At 40.1% G+C, this 18655-nt stretch carries 15 protein-coding genes and 4 tRNA genes; 9 read left to right on the top strand and 10 right to left on the bottom strand.

Going from position 1 to position 18655, the window contains the following annotated elements:
- Positions 1 to 301 precede the first annotated feature (301 nt).
- The 5 genes from TDE_RS09130 to TDE_RS09150 all read left to right on the top strand — a co-directional run bounded on the left by TDE_RS09130 (position 302) and on the right by TDE_RS09150 (position 4828).
- Positions 302 to 850, top strand: a complete 549-nt coding sequence (locus TDE_RS09130) for an FKBP-type peptidyl-prolyl cis-trans isomerase (RefSeq protein WP_002669747.1) — start codon at positions 302 to 304, stop codon at positions 848 to 850.
- A gap of 71 nt (positions 851 to 921) precedes the next feature.
- Complete coding sequence (locus TDE_RS09135; protein WP_002679628.1) at positions 922 to 1908, top strand: Gx transporter family protein; 987 nt, start codon at positions 922 to 924, stop codon at positions 1906 to 1908.
- 119 nt (positions 1909 to 2027) lie between these two features.
- Positions 2028 to 2099 (top strand) — tRNA-Gly (locus TDE_RS09140).
- A 209-nt stretch (positions 2100 to 2308) separates the two neighbouring features.
- The gene (pheT, locus tag TDE_RS09145; RefSeq protein WP_010957104.1) at positions 2309 to 4063 is read left to right on the top strand and encodes a phenylalanine--tRNA ligase subunit beta; all 1755 of its coding nucleotides are present in this window, start codon (positions 2309 to 2311) and stop codon (positions 4061 to 4063) included.
- A gap of 9 nt (positions 4064 to 4072) precedes the next feature.
- Complete coding sequence (locus tag TDE_RS09150; RefSeq protein WP_002669752.1) at positions 4073 to 4828, top strand: sugar phosphate isomerase/epimerase family protein; 756 nt, start codon at positions 4073 to 4075, stop codon at positions 4826 to 4828.
- A gap of 20 nt (positions 4829 to 4848) precedes the next feature.
- Here TDE_RS09150 and TDE_RS09155 read toward each other — a convergent pair whose 3' ends face one another.
- Both TDE_RS09155 and TDE_RS09160 read right to left on the bottom strand, forming a co-directional pair.
- Positions 4849 to 5706, bottom strand: coding sequence for a hypothetical protein (locus TDE_RS09155; protein WP_002679630.1), 858 nt, complete (start codon positions 5704 to 5706; stop codon positions 4849 to 4851).
- Positions 5707 to 6831, bottom strand: coding sequence for a hypothetical protein (locus TDE_RS09160; protein WP_002679631.1), 1125 nt, complete (start codon positions 6829 to 6831; stop codon positions 5707 to 5709). It lies immediately after the preceding gene.
- 23 nt (positions 6832 to 6854) lie between these two features.
- Here TDE_RS09160 and TDE_RS09165 point away from each other — a divergent pair, with 23 nt between their 5' ends.
- Positions 6855 to 7265: a cytidine deaminase gene (locus tag TDE_RS09165; RefSeq protein ID WP_002674983.1), complete on the top strand. Its 411-nt coding sequence runs from the start codon at positions 6855 to 6857 to the stop codon at positions 7263 to 7265.
- On the opposite strand, the gene TDE_RS09170 is transcribed toward TDE_RS09165, so the two are convergent.
- The 3 genes from TDE_RS09170 to TDE_RS09180 all read right to left on the bottom strand — a co-directional run bounded on the left by TDE_RS09170 (position 7263) and on the right by TDE_RS09180 (position 10886).
- A tRNA-Arg gene (locus tag TDE_RS09170) sits at positions 7263 to 7336 on the bottom strand. The two genes, TDE_RS09165 and TDE_RS09170, sit on opposite strands and share 3 nt — an antisense overlap.
- A gap of 69 nt (positions 7337 to 7405) precedes the next feature.
- Positions 7406 to 7684, bottom strand: coding sequence for a DUF4469 domain-containing protein (locus TDE_RS09175; protein ID WP_002679634.1), 279 nt, complete (start codon positions 7682 to 7684; stop codon positions 7406 to 7408).
- A 190-nt stretch (positions 7685 to 7874) separates the two neighbouring features.
- Entirely contained in the window at positions 7875 to 10886 is a 3012-nt protein-coding gene (locus TDE_RS09180) for a hypothetical protein (RefSeq protein ID WP_002679636.1), read from the bottom strand.
- A gap of 524 nt (positions 10887 to 11410) precedes the next feature.
- Between TDE_RS09180 and TDE_RS09185 the strand changes: the two genes are divergently transcribed.
- From TDE_RS09185 to TDE_RS09195, 3 genes are all read left to right on the top strand, one after another.
- The gene (locus tag TDE_RS09185; protein WP_002679651.1) at positions 11411 to 11599 is read left to right on the top strand and encodes a hypothetical protein; all 189 of its coding nucleotides are present in this window, start codon (positions 11411 to 11413) and stop codon (positions 11597 to 11599) included.
- Between the two features lie 365 nt (positions 11600 to 11964).
- Positions 11965 to 12831, top strand: a complete 867-nt coding sequence (locus TDE_RS09190; RefSeq protein WP_002679655.1) for an Rpn family recombination-promoting nuclease/putative transposase — start codon at positions 11965 to 11967, stop codon at positions 12829 to 12831.
- A 90-nt stretch (positions 12832 to 12921) separates the two neighbouring features.
- Entirely contained in the window at positions 12922 to 13680 is a 759-nt protein-coding gene (locus tag TDE_RS09195; protein WP_002669765.1) for a helix-turn-helix transcriptional regulator, read from the top strand.
- Between the two features lie 38 nt (positions 13681 to 13718).
- Here TDE_RS09195 and TDE_RS09200 read toward each other — a convergent pair whose 3' ends face one another.
- The 5 genes from TDE_RS09200 to TDE_RS09220 form a co-directional block, all read right to left on the bottom strand.
- Entirely contained in the window at positions 13719 to 14783 is a 1065-nt protein-coding gene (locus TDE_RS09200; protein WP_002679657.1) for a hypothetical protein, read from the bottom strand.
- Positions 14780 to 17560: a hypothetical protein gene (locus TDE_RS09205; protein ID WP_002679659.1), complete on the bottom strand. Its 2781-nt coding sequence runs from the start codon at positions 17558 to 17560 to the stop codon at positions 14780 to 14782. The genes TDE_RS09200 and TDE_RS09205 overlap by 4 nt, the downstream gene beginning before the upstream one ends.
- Positions 17561 to 17710: 150 nt before the next feature.
- Complete coding sequence (gene rpsD / locus TDE_RS09210; protein ID WP_002669771.1) at positions 17711 to 18331, bottom strand: 30S ribosomal protein S4; 621 nt, start codon at positions 18329 to 18331, stop codon at positions 17711 to 17713.
- 106 nt (positions 18332 to 18437) lie between these two features.
- Positions 18438 to 18511, bottom strand: a tRNA-Arg gene (locus TDE_RS09215).
- 32 nt (positions 18512 to 18543) lie between these two features.
- A tRNA-His gene (locus TDE_RS09220) sits at positions 18544 to 18615 on the bottom strand.
- Positions 18616 to 18655: the final 40 nt, after the last annotated feature.

The following is an 18655-nucleotide window of genomic DNA, read 5'->3' on the forward strand; positions in this document are numbered from 1 at the left end:
GTTAAATCTTCAAATCTTTTTACCATTTGTGTCCTCCTAATTTTTTCACATTTCCCCCTCCTCATTATATTTATAGTTATTATTTGAAAAAAATAGTAAATTATAAAAAATTTGCTTGAATTTATACCACCGCAATCCGTGCCGGTAATTAAATTAACCACCCTCAATTTGAAAAAAACTCCGCCTTGAGGACAGTTTTTTTGTGTGCACTAACCGATAAAAATTTGATTTCCCCAAGGATTTGCGAGATTTCTTGCCGGATCTTCTCTTGATTTTTGTTTATAAAATATGTATTATCTTTATGATGAAAATAGAAAAAGATACAACAGTCAGTTTGGAATACACACTGAAAGATGCTAACGGCGAAGTCCTTGACTCGTCCGATGTAATGGGTCCATTGGAGTACATCCACGGATATAATATGATTATTTCAGGCTTGGAAAAAGCCCTTGAAGGCAAAGAAGAAGGGGCCGAGTTTAAGCAAGTTGTTCCTCCTGAAGAAGCCTATGGTGAAGTTTTTGACGATCTAATAGTCGAAACAACCAGAGAGCAATTTCCTGAGGGTGTAAAACTTGAAGTCGGTATGGACTTTGAAGCCGGAGAAGGTCATCACGCCCGAATTGTAAGAATTACAAAAATAGACGGCGATAAGATTACCATAGATGCAAATCATCCGCTGGCAGGAGAAACCCTCCATTTTGATGTAAAAGTCTTATCGGTAAAAAAGACCACCGAAGAAGAATTGCAGGCTTTGATTCAGCAAATGTCCGGAGGATGCGGAGGCGGCTGCGGATGCGGTCATGAACATGACGAAGATGCTTGCGGCTGCGGGTGCTCAGGTTGTCATTAAAAACCAAAAAGGCGGATACCCTTATTCCATTGTTCGGAGGATTTTGTTTTTTTCTTTCGGCAATCGAGATAATGATACCCAAGCCGGTTCCTTTTTTTAGAATCGGCTTGGCTAATCTGCCCGTAATTTTAGGCATAGACCTCTTCTCTTTTCCGGCCTTTGTACTTCTTTTAGTTATAAAAGTTTTAGGCCAAGCCCTTATTTCGGGAACGCTTTTTTCTTATATCGTTCTTTTTTCAGCAATCGGAACATTTTCTTCGGGTCTGTTAATGTATGCCATGAGAAAAATTCCGAGAAAAACAATTTCCTTTATGGGTATAAGTTTGGCAGGAGCCTTTGTTTCAAACAGCCTGCAATTTCTTTTAGCAGTCTTACTCATGTTCGGAAAATCGGCTGTCTACATAATTCCGCCCGTATTTTCTTTAGGCACCTTAACAGCCTTATTTTTAGGTTGGTTCGCATCCGAATTTGAAATACAATCCGTCTGGTACCAAAGAGTAAAGGCCGAAAGGTTCGATTTTGTCCCTGATAATTCACAAGCGGTAAGGCATTATAAGAGTGAAAACGAATCGGAAAAAACAAAAAGCCGGACTTTAAGGGACAGGTATCTTAGAATAGGTTCCGGTATAAGCCTTTTTTTAATCTTACTCTTTGTTCCTTTTTTGCCGGTACAAGCCCTTGTCTTGGGAGCAGCCCTGATTCTTTGTGCAGCCGACAAACAAAAACTTAATTTTTTAAATTTAATCTTTATGTTTACGGCAATTACCGTTTTCAACCTTTTCCCGCCCATGGGCAAGATAATTTTTAGCATAGGAAGTATAGATATAACTCATCAAGCCCTATTACGCGGATTTGAAAAAGCTATTGTGTTGTTAGGAATGATATATATATCGAAATGGATGCTGAAAGCAAAAATGAATTTTAAAAGCCGAATAGGAAAATCGATACAGGAAGCTTTCGATGTATTTTACAAATTATTATCGGTAAAACATGAAATCAAACCCAAAATGATAATTCCCACAATAGATTCGGTACTTTTAAGTATAAACAGACTTTAAGCAGCCAAGCTCAATAGATTTTCGCTGTAATAGCCGCCTTTGTGTGCCTGTAATTTTTATGTTTTTTTTAAAAAAAGTATTGACATAAATTTTAAAAATCTATATAATGCATGAGTCTTGCGGATGTCGTATAACGGCTATTACCCCAGCCTTCCAAGCTGGAGACGTGGGTTCGACTCCCATCATCCGCTTATCTTACAACTATATATCCAGTCTACACTTACATATTTTCAATCCGTAATAAGACTTCTCTCTTTTTGATGGACTGTCGCATAATTTTTTCGGTGAGTTTTTGTTTTATTAGCTGCAAGATTGCTGTTTTTAGAAAATATATCGATACTTGTATAAAGCCATAATTTATGGTATAATCCCTTCCAGTTTTTTAACTGCGGAGGATAAAATGCCTAAGATTGAAGTAAATGAATCTCTTTTTTTTAATATGCTAGGAGCAGAACTTGAAGCGAAGCTCGGCGCAAAGCAGAATTACGACAAACTTGAAGAAATTTTAACATCAGCCAAGGCAGAACTTGACGAAAAACCCGATACCTCGCTTCCCGAAAAAGAGCGCATAATTAAGATAGAATTAAACGATACAAATCGTCCCGACCTTTGGTCTACGGCAGGCCTTGCAAGGCTTTTACGCATCCATGCGGGAGGAAAATCAAATACAAAAAGCTATCAGAGCTTTCTTTCATCAAAAGAAAAAACTCAAGACTCTGCCGAGCGTATGGTTAAGGCCTCGCCCGAACTTAAAGAAATCCGCCCCTTTGCGGCAGGCTTTGTAATTTCGGGTAAGCCCATAGACGAGCTCATGCTTGCCGACATAATCCAAACACAGGAAAAACTTTGCCGCAACTTCGGAAGAAAAAGAAAAACGGTTTCTATGGGCGTTTACCGTTCAAAACTTATAAAATGGCCCATCGAATACACGGCCGTAGATCCCGACAAAACGGAATTCACTCCGCTCGATATGGAAAAGCCTCTTTCATGCCGCAAAATCCTAAAAGAACACCCCAAGGGAATCGAGTATGCCTCATTGCTTGAAGACAAAAAGCTCTTTCCTCTTTTGAAGGATGCAAACGGAGAAGTCCTTTCGATGCCTCCCGTTATAAACAGTGCTAAAATAGGAGCCGTCCAAGCAGGAGATACAGATCTTTTTGTAGAATTTACCGGCACTGATATGACGAGCATTTTGCTTTCGGCAAATATAGTCGCATGCGATTTTGCCGACTGCGGATATACGATTCTACCCGTTAAAATAGAGCATCCTTATGAAACGGGATACGGAAAAACCATTACTACCCCGTTTTATTTTCAAGAAAATGCAGAAACTTCAGTGGAAGCCGTCAACAAGCTCTTGGGCTCCTCTTTTAAGGCAGAAGAAATTGCAGATGCCCTAAAGCGCATGGACTCGGAAACCGAAATTTCGGGAAATAAGATTAGGCTGAAGCCATCTCCTTACCGCAACGATTTTCTTCATGAAGTGGACATAATCGAAGACGTAATGATGGGGAAAACCGTTAATTTCTTTACGCCAGAAAGGCCGAACGAATTTACAATCGGAAGACTTTTGCCTGCAACAATGTTGAGCCGAAAAATAAAGGGGCTTATGACGGGCATGGGCTATCAGGAAATGATTTTTAACTATTTGGGCTCCAAAAAAGACTATATTGAAAGAATGTGCATAGATGAAGCTTCGGTTATCGAGATTTCAAACCCGATGTCCGAAAACTATCAGTTTGTACGCAACTCTATTCTCCCCTCTCTTTTAAATGCCGAGATGGGTTCTGCAAATGCAGTCTATCCGCACAAAATATTTGAGACCGGAAAAATTGCCTTTTTTGACGACTCCAACTCCACAGGCACAAGTACAAGCCAAAGTTTAGGCTTTTTAACAGCAGAACAAAATGCCAACTTTAATACGGCAGCAAGCGAGGCGGCAAATCTCTTATACTACCTCGGAATAGAATACAAGGTTTGCGAAACCGACGACCCCCGATTTATTCCGGGAAGGCAGGCAGGTCTTCTTTACAATGGAGAACAAATAGGCATATTCGGGGAGGTTCATCCTCAGGTCTTGGAAAACTGGGATATAAACATTCCCTGCTTTGCAGGAGAATTAAATATCGAAAAAATTTTGAAGAGCCAAAATTAAAAACTTTTTATGAAAAACAAGCTGATTAAGGCCGTTAGGACAATCGCTGATTTTGATCTTAATCTTTTTAATGAGCTTAATTTAGGACTTGAACTTCAAGATTTTACCGAGCCCTGTTTAACCGACTCGGAGATATACTCTCTTTTAAACGAATACGAAAAAAAGCTGCCCTCTTTAAAAGGAATAAAATCCATGCACGGCAGCTTTATCGATTTAAATATAGCTTCTTTTAATAGGGACATAGCCGCTTACAGCAGAAAAATGTACAAGAGGGATTTATTTTTTGCAAAGCTCTTGAACCTTGATTTTATAATTTTTCATACTCAGATTATGCCTTGGTTTAAGGAAGATTTTAAATTCGATTTATTTTTAAAAAGCAATGCGGAATTTTTTAACGAGGCCGTAGAAAATTCCGGCTTTAAGGGCTGTGTGGTTTTAGAAAACGTCTGCGAAAAAGACAGCAGCCTCACTGCAAAACTTATAGAAGCCGTCGCCCTGCCTCAAGTAAAATTAAACCTCGATTGGGGACATGCCCTAATTTCAGGCGAAAAAATCGAAAGCTGGTTTTCCAATAATCAAAAACACATAGCCTACATGCATCTCCATTCCAATGACGGAAAAAACGATCTACACAACCCCGTTTCAAAAGAAGACTTTGCAAAGCTGTCCGACCTGTTAGAAAAATACGGACTCAACTGTCCCATCTGCTTGGAATATTGGGACATCGATATAAAAAAAGAAATGGAAAGGATATCCTTATTTTAAAATAACATGATTTTAAAAATTTATTCTACCTGAAAAATAAAAGAAGCCTTTTTTTGATTTCCGCTTTTGTCGAGGACGGTAATTATAAGCTCAATCTTTCCTGCAGGTAAATTTATTTTTCCCAAATGCATCGTACCTTCTTTTTCATATAAAAGAGATAAAGACGATTTTTTATTTTGCAAATAAAGGTCCTTACCGTCGGAACTCAAAACCTCAAAGGGAAGATCCGATATATTCATTCCGTTAATGGAAACCGTAATTCTAAAAGGAGCAAGCTGCGGACCTCCTTTTTCGGTTGAATCGGAGATTGAAGAATAAAGGTCATAGGACCCTTGCTTTATTTTTTTTACCGTTTCCAAACTGATTGTCTGCTTATCGCCGTTTATTAAAACGGTATTTTGAATTTGAGGCTCCGTTTTTTCTTCAATAGCCGGCATAAATAAAAGAGGATTGATTAAAACATTATTGCGTGTATCCGCAACCTGAAAGATTAAACTCTTTTCTTCGGTCCATGCCGATTTTCCTGCATATCCTAAAATAGAACCGGCTTCGGTTTCTTTTCTGGAGGTAAATAAATCCGTATCGGAAAGATTTGCATAAATGCTTTGAAGGCCCTCATCATCTATAAAAATCATAGCATTTCCCAAGGTGCTTGGAAAAAAGCGTGTACTGTTTTTTTCCTCTATACTTATTATATGTTTACCGTAGCCCGAAGCTCGAACCGTATCAACTTCTTTGAACACCAAGGAGCGGGAAACGAAAGCATCATTTCTTTGAGCAAACAAACGTAAAAGAGAAGGATTTTCTACAGGCCATTCAAAAGAATAAGAGTATAAAAAAGTCATAAAGAATAAAAATATATAAAGATTTTTTTTCATTTAAAGCCCCCGTATATCCAATGCAGTAATCTTTTCATCGGTACCTATGTAAATTTTATTTTCCTTTTGAATTAAAAAGGCATTTTCAGACTTAAATTTAGTTTTTCCAATCATCAAATCGGGAGGGTTTATCAACAAAAGAGAACATTCATCATCTTTTTTAAGAAGCACTGTAAGTAATGAGCTTTTATCTTGAAATCCCAACCCGGCAATAAAACCTTCTTCTTTTATAAGTGAAAGAGTTAAATTTCTACAATCGATAATACCTATTCCTTCAGCGGATTCAAAAACGGCAAAATGCCCCGCTTTATCAAATGAAGCAAAGGCCTGTCTTCTTAAATCCTCTTCAAAAGAAGAATGAAATACTATTTTATGCTGGCGGCCCGAAATATTTATAAGAGCCACCCTTTGCTTGTCAAGGCCGCATAAGCAGAGAACTTGTTTTCCGTCTTCCGAAATCGCAGCCCCCATGATTGCCTGATAGGTGCTGCCTCCGGGGTAAAAACTAAAAAGAGTGTTTCCATCAGAATCGAGGCATACTAAAAGTCCATCCGAATGACCTATAACGCAGCCGGCCTTAGATGACTGAAAGGCCGTTATAGGAAAGGTATGGGTGTAGTGCCATAATTTTTTACCGGCATTATCATATTTTGAAAGAGAAGAACCTTCCGGTTCAAACAAAAAAATTCTATCCTTATCGAGATAAACATAACCGGGCTTATCGATACGTAAAAAAGGCTTTTCCAAATCGAATTCCTCAGGCTTATAAATATCCGTAAAAAGAGGCTTTTGGGGATATCTTGTCCAAGCATAAAAAGAAGCGCTGAATCTTTCTTCCGCAGTTTCGACCCTTAAAATCTCGCCGTCTTCGGTAAAATACCCGAACAAATTACCCAAAGAAAAAGGAATCGGAGTTTTCCCGGCAAATTTTTGTTTAAGTTCATCTCCGGAGGCCTCCGCTTCTCCGAAATACATTTGTCCGGTTTGAACCTTCGGCATAGGTGAAGACCACTTAGGCATCAAGTACACATCCTTCCTCATGGGAACGGCAGCGGCAAAAATATATATAACAAGAATAATAATTACACCGATAAAAATAAATTTATTTTTTCCTTTAAATAACATAAAAAGTATGATATACTACTTTTATGGAAATTTCAAGTCAGTTAGAAAATTTATTCAAAACAGCCCTTGAGGCTGCAAAGAAAGCCTATGCCCCCTACTCCAATTTTCATGTGGGAGCGGCTATTTTGTTGGAAGACGGTTCAATTGTCACAGGAGTGAACATAGAAAACCGCTCGTATGGACTTACAAACTGTGCAGAGCGGACCGCAATATTTAAAGCGGTTTCTGAAGGAAAAACGGATTTTAAGGCCATCGCCATTGCAACGCCCGATGCGGACTATCCCGTAAGCCCCTGCGGAGCCTGCAGGCAGGTTATTTCGGAATTTATGGGCGGAGATACGCCGGTAATCTTCGGCTCCTCGCTTGATAATGTAGTGTTGACGGATGTTAAAGGAATCTATCCCTTTGATGCCCTGCATGAATTAAAAAAATGACCCGTAGACGATTCGAACGTCCGACCTGCTGCTTAGGAGGCAGCCGCTCTATCCAACTGAGCTAACGGATCAACAAGAAAGGATTATACTCAAAAAGCCCTAAAAGTTCAATACGGCAATTTAAAAATAATTATATTTTTTTAATTGGTAATGTACCCATTATCCGCCTGCCGGAACACTTGATTCAAAAGGACTATAAGGCGGCCGGATTTATTTTCTATGACCGAAGCACAGCGGACGGTTTTGGAGCCCGAGACGGCTAATACTCCTTGACCCGCATCTTTCGGGTCGAATTTTAAGCGGCTGCCGAGTATTTCCATGACCGAGTCTATTGTGATGGTGCCGTTCTGTTTGTCCGAAACGCCCATTATGCACGGGCCGATATTTGCCGTCTCGGTTTTTAGTGAATACTTCAACATAAAAGCTTCCTCATTTTTAATTGATAATAGGTTATCAATTCTCCATTAACAATTATTAATTATACTTTATTAATTATACATTATTAATTAAGCGGAGAGCAATTTATCAAAATTGCGAGCCGCTTTTTTTTTAATTTGTAATTGGCAATGTGTAATTTGTAATTATCCATTACCAATTGAACACATCCCCTTAGCTTTCCGTATTACTATTACCGGGGGCTTTTCTAAGATAGCGAGAGACATTGCCTCCAATTACCGCGCCGTTGCCTTCTTTGTTGTCCTTTATCTCGCCGTCTTCCCAATCAAAGTAGTGATCAAGCATCACTGCCTTGCCGTCAGTATTTGCTTTATTCTTGGTAATTATTCCGCCTGACATCGTAAAACTTCCATGTGTAAATACGCCGCCGCCATGGTCGGCTGTGTTGCCTTCAATCCTTCCGCCTGACATCGTAAAAGTTCCGTACATATAATAGTCGCTGTCAAAGTCCACAAATACGCCGCCGCCATTTCCAGCCGTATTTCCCTTAATGCTTCCGCCTTTCATCGTAAAACTTCTGTTGGGAGCTATATATACGCCGCCGCCTTTGTCGGCTTTGTTGCCGGTAATTGTTCCGCCTGTCATCGTAAGGTCTCCGTCTGCAAATACCGTACCTCTGCCGGCGTTTTTAAACCCGGTAATTGTTACGCCGTCTTTGATTTCTGCCTTACCGTTCTTTTCTACATAAAGCGCGTATTGAGAATTAATGCCGTAGTCCTTGCCTTGCAGTGTTATCGGCCCTTTTAATGTTAATGAGGCATTTTCGTATACCTGTAAGTGTTTAAGGTCGTTCCACTTCTGAGGACATGTTAAGGTTACCTCTCTATCAGCCTTGAGCATAATCTTTTTATTACCTGGTATTCCAACATTTGTAAGGTTGCTGATATTCCCCAGCTTTATAATAAAGGGCGTATTGTCGTGTCTACTACTAATTACTTCCTGCAACAGTGAAGGATCCTCAAATTCTGCTTTCAATCTACCGCCAGCGTCAACATACCAAAATACATTCCAGTTCTCCGAGTCCTCCGTAACTTTCTCCGGCGTTACGGCAAACTTGGCGTGTTCCGAACCGACTGCGCTTCCGTCAAGCACTTTGGTAGTCGACTGGTATTTGTTGTCCGGTACCGTAATGCGCGCGGCGGGGTTGTTTGACAATGTGCCGTCAACGGTTATCATCTTTCCGCTCTCCAAATACACATCGTTTTTACCCGCCGTATATTGCTCAGATCCGGTAGAGGGGGTAACGATTGCGGAATCTTGCATTTTAAAGATTCCGCCGCTTACATAAACGCCGCCGCCTTTACTTGCCGTGCAGCCGGTGATAGCGCTTGTGTCGTGCATTTCAAAGGTTCCGCCGCCTACATACACGCCACCGCCGGAATTCGCCGCCGAGCACTTGGTGATAACGCTTGAGCCTTTCATAATGAGTGTACCGGACGGGTTTACGTATACGCCGGCACCGCCTGAGTACTCGGAGGGCAGTGCACTATTTTTAAGCGTTATGTCTTGAAGGGTGAATGTTCTAAACACATCAAAGATGCCCTGCTTGCCGACTGCGTTCAAAATGGCGTTGTTTTCGCCTTTTATGGTAAGGTTTTTTTGGACCTTAATTCTGCTCGCATTGTTTGCGACATCTGTCGCCTGTATTTCACCGTTTATGGTGATGACAGCGTTATCGGGTGCGCTTTTAACCGCACGCGCAAGGTCTTTCCACGTTGCCGGATTCTTTAAGGTCGACTGGTAAAACTTCACCGTTACGGTTGTAGCAGCGGTTACAGAAATCGTATAGGTGCCATTCGTTCCGTTTTCTTCGGCATTGTCCCTTTTCCATTCCGCAACTTTCCAGTCTGTATTGGTTGGGTGCGCGGTAAAGGTTACACTTCCGCCGTATTCAACTGATGTGCTGCCGTTTTCTACAAAGTTACCTGAATCGGCTTTAATCTTTCCTCCCGCTTCTCCGTCTACGATTTCTACGCGGTAGGTTACGGTGTAAATCTTCTTTTTAAACTTTACCGTTACGGTTGCATTGTCGGTTATGTTGTAAAGCGTATACTCCGTACTTGTATGACCGGATACTTCGTTGTCGTCAAGCGTCCATTTTTCAACCTCATAACCGTTTACCGTATCGGGATTCGCAGTGAAGGTTACCGTCTTTCCGCGTCCAACCTCACTGCCCGACTGAATATTGCTACCATCAACTTTTGCTGTAAGCGTTCCTCCAGTTCCGTCTACAACGCTGAATGTTACGGTGTGAGTCTTACCGCTTGCTTCTATCGTTTTGACAGCCTCATCCGAAGTAACGCCTTCGTTGTCGATCAAGGTTATATGGTATGTTGTAGGCGGGTTGCCGTCTCCTATTCTTATGTTCGTTTTGTAGTATAAAACCCAATGGCTCGCTGTAGGCAGCGATTCACTGCCGACCGCCATAAGCCCTGTACCGTTTTCAAGAAATGAGGGTGCCGCCGGTTTTTTGCTAAAACCGTTATGGGCATCATTCATTTTTAAGTTGTATCGTATTCCGTTTACGGTAACGTATGCAATATCATCATGGATATATTTTCCGCCTACAAAGGCAGAAGTATCAACCAAATCTTTTGTATCTATGCAGAGCACGTAATACGAAGGCTCAGGAGAAGCATTAGTCTGTTTTGCAAGCACGACTGCCGGTTTTGGCGGCGGGGTGTTCGATTTTATGCCGAAGGTGTAGGTTTGCTTAAATACCCTGCCGTCTTTAGCTTTTAGGGTGATGGTCGGGTTTAAACTGCCTGAACCTTGTTCGTATTTTTGTAAAAGGGACGGTTTATATGTAAGCTTCAGCGCGCCGAAACCGGTTCGCTCCAGTGCATAGTCGGTTTCTGCCGTAGGCTGAGAAGAAAGTTCTTTAAATTCGACAATGCCTGCCGGTGCCGAAGAAGCAGGCATAACAAACGAAAAGCCTTTCGGGTTATGCACTGAGAGCGTAATATCTACGGGCTCCGAAGAGCCGACACACGGCACACCTGCATTATCCGGCCTATGTGCCGAACCTATGCTATGGTCTTTGACAAAAGCCTCGCTCGCCCAATAGCTTAAAAAATCTTCCGGATCTTCCAGAAATTGTTGACAAGCTGTAAAAAGTAAAATTACGGCAACAGCCGCTATTAAAATATTTAAAGGTCTTTTCATGAGGGCATAATACTACGGTTTTAATATTTTATCTATTTAAAACGGACTCATATTGCTAAAAAGAACCAAGGTTACCGAAAAAGAACTTTGGTTACTCGCTGAAAAATGTACATCCGTGTACATTTTTCAGCTTCGAGTTTTGCCTTACGGCAAAACATCGTGAGAATGGAACCACCGGACATCCTGTCCGGCTTATGATCGGACATCCGTGTACATTTTTCAGCTTCGAGTTTTGCCTTACGGCAAAACATCGCGAGAATGGAACCACCGGACATCCTGTCCGGCTTATGATCGGACATCCGTGTACATTTTTCAGCTTCGAGTTTGCGTTGCAAACTCGTAAGGAGTGGAACCAGCGGCATCCGTGCCGCTGAAGGATTGTACATCAGTGTCCGATTTTGAACTTCGAGTTTTGCCTTACGGCAAAACATCGTGAGAATGGAACCACTTGAAATTTACGGCATTGTTGTGTTTTTCTCCGTTGCAAATGTCCTATTTTTTGTGTATAATATAACCGATGATTAGTGGTTGTAGACGAAAAAAGCGGTAATCCGATTTTACTTTCTCAAAAAGCATATCGGGCTATTCGTAACTGCAGAACAACCCCTTGCGATGTAATTGTAAACGATGTATTAAACTTTGATGAGCGCATAAAAAGGCCCACACTGGAAAAAACGGTTTCAACCGAAGGAATATTAATATATGAAAAATGACCTTGAACATGATGTAAATGAATGGCTCCGGTTTGTTGAAATGGATATTGTTGTAGACTGGTGCAAAGAGCAAATTAAAACCTGCAGAAGTTAAAATTCGTATACCCGCTTATGAATGTACATCATTGTACATTTCTCGCCTCATCTTTTTTTTGGATTCATCGGTTCCGGCAGGGGATTTTACACTTGCAGTGCGATACGCTAATATCGGGATGTATGTAAGCATAAGGACAGTCTGTGTGACTTTTCCACTGACCATAAAGTTAATGGGTAATTGGCAATTACAAATTACCAATTAAAAATTGAAAAGCGGCTCTTTTAAAACTGCGGTAAGTATGGTATAATACAATCAATGAGGAATGGCTATGAGTATGTCAAACAGAAAATATAAAGACTCGGTTTTTGTAGACTTGTTCAGTGAGGACGAAAAAGCAAAAGAAAATTTCTTATCTCTTTACAACGCCTTGCACGGTACAAACCTTCCGCTTTCGTCTCCGGTCGAAAATATAAGGCTTGAAAATGTCATGTACATGAATATTATCAACGATGTTTCCTGCCTTGTAGATGGTAAAATCATCATTCTTGCAGAACATCAATCTACCATAAACGAAAATATGCCCCTGCGTTTTTTAGAATACATCGCTCGGCTTTATGAAAAACTGCAAGCTCCCACAGACAGATATTTAAGAAAGCTGTCAAAAATACCCACACCTGAATTCTACGTTTTCTATAACGGCAAGGAAGATTATCCTGAAACTACAACATTAAAGCTATCCGATGCGTTCATCACAAAACCAGAGTCAATTCCGCTGGAATTGACAGTGCAAGTCTTAAACATTAACACTGATAAGGCAAACAAAATCCTAACAGCGTGCAAACCGCTTGAAGAATACAGCCTCTTTGTTGAAGAGGTAAGAAATCAAACACAACTCGATCCGGAAAATGGCTTTACCAATGCTGTAAAGATATGTATAGAAAAAGGCATCTTAAAAGAATACTTACAGAGAAAATCACGGGAGGTAATAAACATGTTAGTAGCCGAATACGATTATGATACGGACATTGCAGTGCAGAGATCTGAAGAAAGACAAATAGCTTTTGCCCAAGGTGAAGAAAAAGGCACATACCAAACAAAGCTTGAAACGGCAAAACTAATGAAAGAGGAAAATTGTGAGATTTCCTTTATACAAAAGATGACCGGTCTTTCCAAAGAAGAAATCGAAAAACTTTAGAAAGTGCAGTAATCGATTGCCAATTACCCATTAACCATTAATTTACGTCTACTTGTATTTTATACCGTATTTTTTTATACTAGCTCTGTTATGAGAAAGTTTTTTACCGTAAACCGTATTATGTATGCATCCGCTTTTTTTGTGTTGTGTGTTGCACTCGTGATGAATATTACCACGCAAGTTCCGCTTGCCGGCTTTATTCCTGTTGTGCGATGGATTGATGTTGCCGTTAATGCGGTTGCCGCCGGTTTGTGTGTCTTTTTGTTTATAAAACCGGGCTGCAAAATGATTTCGTATCTATTGTTTTTTATTGAAGGCGGGATTACCGCTCATATGGGTTTTGTCGGTATAGGCACCCTCCTTTTTACTGCAGGCTGTGTTATAGTTTTTGTAAACGGAGATTTTAAAACCCGCTATAAAGAAAAGATTGCGGCACTATGTTTGTACTGGATACTCATTACGATAGGTCTTTATTTTTCGTTTAATATAAAAATGGCGATATTCGAAATTGCACTTACGCTTTTTCACTTCGGGCTTCTGGTCTGTCTTTATAAAAAGCTGGAATCAAAGCTATCCTTTCTTTTGCCTGTTGAAGAAATTATTAGTCCTGAAATTCCGCTCCCTGTTAAGGGCTCAGTCTTACGCTTGTCGGACTACGGCATTTCGGAGCGGCAAAAGTTTTTTATTCAAGGCACAGTCAACGGCGGAAAAACATACGAAGAGCTCGCTGCCGAATATCACGTAAGTACTTCGGTTGTAAAAAAAGATATGGCAGCAGCATGCCGTCTTTTAGGTGTAACAAACAAAGAAGATTTGAGGATTTTGCTGCTGCAGTATAAAATTGAGTAAAGATAATAGATGAACGCTCTGCGCCGGGGTTGTTGATTTTATCTCAAACCGTCGGCTTTTTTCAGCCATTCATAAAAATCAAGACCGGAAACATCTCCGTCAGGCACAAAGAGCCGGCCGTCAATCAGGGGTATTATATCTTCTTCTACCAAACCTATGATTGCATCAAAGAAAACACCGTCTATGGCGACATCCTGTATGGGGCTCGATTTTCCGCTATAAACATATTGGCGGCTGTATTGAGTGAGGGCTTCATTGTCATTACCTATAAGGAGGTGCCACAAAAAAAGAGCTGCATCCTTCCGTGTTGCCGTTCCCTTCGAAATGTTGACCGAATCGGCATACCATCCGGCAGCCTTTAGCCTGTCTGCAAGCATTGCAGGCCGCCAAAAAGCCGTACCCGTAATTGAATCAAGGGCATGGGTATTATCCTGAGTAAGGGTTGTCATATCTATAAGACTTATCTTACTTTGAGTTAAAATTTGAGCCGTAGAGTTTTTAACATCCGAATCCACCTTATAGAATTTACGGCAATACTCCCTCTTTTCACCGTAAAGAAGACCGTACTCTTCATTTAAAAAATCCAAAGAAGCATCAAAGGCAACAAGCGCCCTAGTATAATCTTCCAAGAGGTAATAGACAAAGCCCAGCTCCGATTGCAGCCTGTATGCCCTCGGATTCAATTTAATCATCGAAATCAAATAATCTTTTTTATCTTCAAGCTTGTCGGTTAGCCGCGATTTAACCAAATGCACATATTCTTCGTGAGGATTATAGCTTTCCGCAGTTTTAAGCATTTTTTTGGCGGAAACCTTATCCCTGTTTAGCAAAAAGTAATCGGCATAAAGGGCATACACCAAGGCAAGATAGGACCTATCCGATGAAGGAACTGCTAAAAGAGCATTTAAATCCTTTTTTATATCTTCAATCTTTTCCTGATTGTTTTCCCTGTACTGCCTGACAATGTTAATTTCAATATGCTCCACATTCCGAATATTATCTTGAGATAATGTAGTAGAATAAATCGAATCTTTTTGTATTGTTGAACAAGATACAAAAACCATCAAAACACAAAGCAGCAAAAGAATAAATTTATTTTTCATTTTGAAACTCCCGTATAAGAATGAATGCGGTTATCTATACCGCAGGTTATCAATTCAGGCCTTCCGTTTCCGTCTACATCGATTAGATAAGGAATTCCCGTTCCTGCAACAGGAAAACCGTTTATGGGTGAAAGGTTCGCACTATAAGCATATATGGAATTTCCTCCTCCCGAAACAAGCACATCATCATAACCGTCCGAATCAAGATCGATGAGGGTAATAAGATAATCGGATGCATTTTTTTGCTTTAAAGGAATTTTGTCTATTATATTACATTCGGTATCTATCTTATATAAAAAGCCGTTATCGGTAATCAAAAAGAACATTTTTAGCTTTTCGGAATAAACGGGTTGAGTTTTACAAGAGCTGTTAAGGTCTATGGAATAAACCGACTCCTCTTTTCCCTGTATAAGTGAAGGCTTAAGAGAGAACAAGCCCTGCTCCGTTAAAACGGCTTCATAAGTATTATTTTTATATAGAATAGGCTGAACTGCCGAAATACCGTCAAGCTCTTTCGGATAACCCGAAATAATTTTTCCCTTATCGTCAAAAACATACATGTAGCTGTCAAAAGAACGGGGAATAGCCGCAATAAAATTGCCGTACACTGCGGGAGCAGTCTTTAAACGCGTATTCATCTCATCCGAGTAATAAAAGGAAGCTGCACTGTCGACATATAAAAGAACGGGCTTATTGGCAACGGGAACAACTATCTTGTCCTGTATAATCGCCGGAGAAGAGCTTAACTTTTCTCCGGTTAGAATCGGAAAGCCTGAGGACACTTCCAGATTATAATCCGTTTTGTAAACGGTTCCTCGAGCAGATACTGCCCAAACGGAATCCACAACCCCCTTTTTAATATCGAGGTTTAAATAGGCCTTATCATCAAGTTTAATCGATTTTAATTGTCTATCGGCTAAATTTAGGGCATATAGGTTTGTTCCGCTTACCCAATAAGCAAATGGAACATTGTTTGTTCCCTTTCCGCAATAAAGGTTCGAGCTCAACCTTGAATTAAATTCGAATGGAAAGGCAGAAAGCTCTCCCAAGGAATGAGCTTCGGTTTTTTGAGTATAAACCTCAAATTTAACGGTTTTTTCTTTTTCAAACCGGATTGAGATCAGGCCCCGTCCGAAACCTTTTAAGACGGATTGTAAAACCTCATTTGTTCTTAAAAATGAGGGAACTTGATTTTCCAAACTATAATAAACAAAGACGGAGGTTTCGGGAGAAAAAGATTTTGTTATGTTTTTCCAGTTTTCGGTTTTTACAAGCAAGTCGCCTCTTTTTACGTCATTTAATGTAGAAGCTAGAGCTTCGGCACTCTGCGAAAGATAAAGATACCCGCCTTCAATAACATAAAAAGGAGTGGGAAGCTCAACCTTAAAGGCCCGTAAAAGCCCCGTTAAAATATCGGGAAATTCTATACGCGGTATTCTTATGCCGTCAACAAGAGCCGAGATATTTCTGTTTACAAAAAATGAGGAATAGATTAATTCGAGGGCTTGCCTGCATAGTTTTTCGTCTTTTAATGAAACAAAAAAGATAGGAACATCGGATTGTTTTACTTCAAAAACACCTATCTCTTCGCCCATCCATGAAAAAAGCAAGTCATCAATACCCTTATTAAAAACAAATTTGGCTGCCTTATTTGCCGAATTATATGATTGCAATATAGATGAACCTAAAATATCTTTTCCATTTTGGAATAAAAATTGGGGGTCCCCCATGTTTATCAAACTTATATAGTCGGCGGATTTAGGGAGCCTGTTCAATATTCCCGGAATAAAGGCTTGTCTTTGAAGAATAGTATTTAAGCCCTCGGATTCGGTTTCCCACTTACAAAGTCCTGAAAGACGTATATCTTTATAATCCAAGCTAAGATCTATCTTTGCATTTTCCGGAAATTTAAGGGCACGCACAACATTATTGCTTATAGAATCGTCTTTTGGCGTGTCTTTGGTAAAATAATTTACATCGCTTAATATGCTTAAAGTTCCGCCCTTCTTTTCTTTGATAAATTTACGCAAGGTTTTAATGTGCTCATCTTCATGCTTTTTAGATAGGGCCGAAAAAAATAAATCTTTGGATGTAGAAGCAATTACGGAATCCTTATAATTTAAGATATATATAGCTTGACCGCCGCCCAAATCATACTGCCAAAAACTTATACCGTTTTCGTCAAGAGGCTTAAGCTCTTTTAAATCAGCCAATAAGTCAGGCTTAAATTTTAAAATAAGGGGTAAAAGCCTTGTTCCTGCCGAACGAAAGCCCAGTTTAGCAAAAATCAAGAAACTACCGTTGGGATAGGCCGCAATGTCTAAGCTGATATTTGAGGCAGAACCGAACCACCATGAGGACAGCATTGGAGAGGCTCTAAAAGAACGGATAGTTCCCTGTAATTGAGCAGTTTCAGGCGAGCTTAAAACCGAATCAAGGGTCTGCATTGAAAGAGTCTTTTGTAAAAATTCCCCTGCAGAATCTATGTTTACATAGGCATAATGCCCTTCAGGTATATACTCGATAGGATTTATACCATCGATTGCAGAATAAATAAGAAAACCCGCAACAGGTAAAACCAATACAAGTACAATGACTAAAAAAGTCATTCCGATTTTAAAGAAAACACCGTGCTTTTTTTTGATTTTTACTTCTTTTGTTTCGGGTGTTTTCTTTTCTTCCAAGGAAGCTTCGTTATCATTTTCTAAAACATTATTTTCAACAACAACGGCTTCATCATTTTTTTGATCTAATACGGTCTCGGGATTATCGCTCATCTAAGTTCTCCAAATTTAATTGTGTTTACTATTATAGAACTAAAGAAGCAAAAAATCAAGCATGGTGAGAATAATAAAAAAACGGCTCATCCTTTGAATGAGCCGTTTTGTGCAAGAGCTTAAATCCAAGTTTAAGCTTAAAGCTAAGACTTAAGCATTTCTTGAATAGTATTCAACAACGTTCTGGATATTTCCTACGGGCTGAATATCCGTAGTAACAGGTAAAATATTTACCGTTGCAGAAAGTTTTTCGTCATCAATTGTGAGCCAAGAACCTCTCGCACTTTGAGAAGTGCTCATATTATGACGGATAAGGTTTTGAATACCTTTTTTATTTTTTGTTGTAATAACATCGTTTACACTTACGCACATCGAGGGAATGTTTACGGGCTTTCCGTTAATAAAGAAATAAGCATGCGTGACCATTTGTCTGGCCTGTGCACGGCTGATAGCAAAGCCCATTCGATAAATCGTATTATCCAAACGCTGTTCCATCAAGGAAATCATATTGTCACCGGTAACACCGGGCATTCGGCTTGCTTTTTTATATAGATTCCTAAACTGCCGTTCCGAAATTCCATAAGCAAATCTGAATTTTTGTTTTTCCTTTAATTGTTCACCATAAACAGAAGTCTTGCCCCGTTTTCTTGCGCCGCGTTCTTTTCCGGGACCATTCGGCTTGCGATCCAAAAGTTTGTCATATTTTGGGTTGCCGTAAATATTAACGCCGAGTCGTCTAACTGTTTTTCCCTTAGGCTGTTTAATCGCCATTCGTCACCTCTTATAACAATAAAATAGATTTTTAAGCCTATCAAAATCAGACTGTTTTGTCAAGTAATTAAAAATTATGGAAACAGTAAAATAGGCGGCAAATCTATGCGCCCGACACGATTCGAACGTGCGACCTGCGGATTCGAAGTCCGATGCTCTATCCAGCTGAGCTACAGGCGCAAAAAATGCGAAGCCTTGCAAGCTCCGCAGAGGGTGGGTAGTGGGATTTGAACCCACGACAACCAGAACCACAATCTGGCGCTCTACCCCTGAACTATACCCACCAAGGACAAGGGACATTATGCTAAAAAACACAAAAAATGT

Source organism: Treponema denticola ATCC 35405, from assembly GCF_000008185.1.
GTDB lineage: Bacteria > Spirochaetota > Spirochaetia > Treponematales > Treponemataceae > Treponema_B > Treponema_B denticola.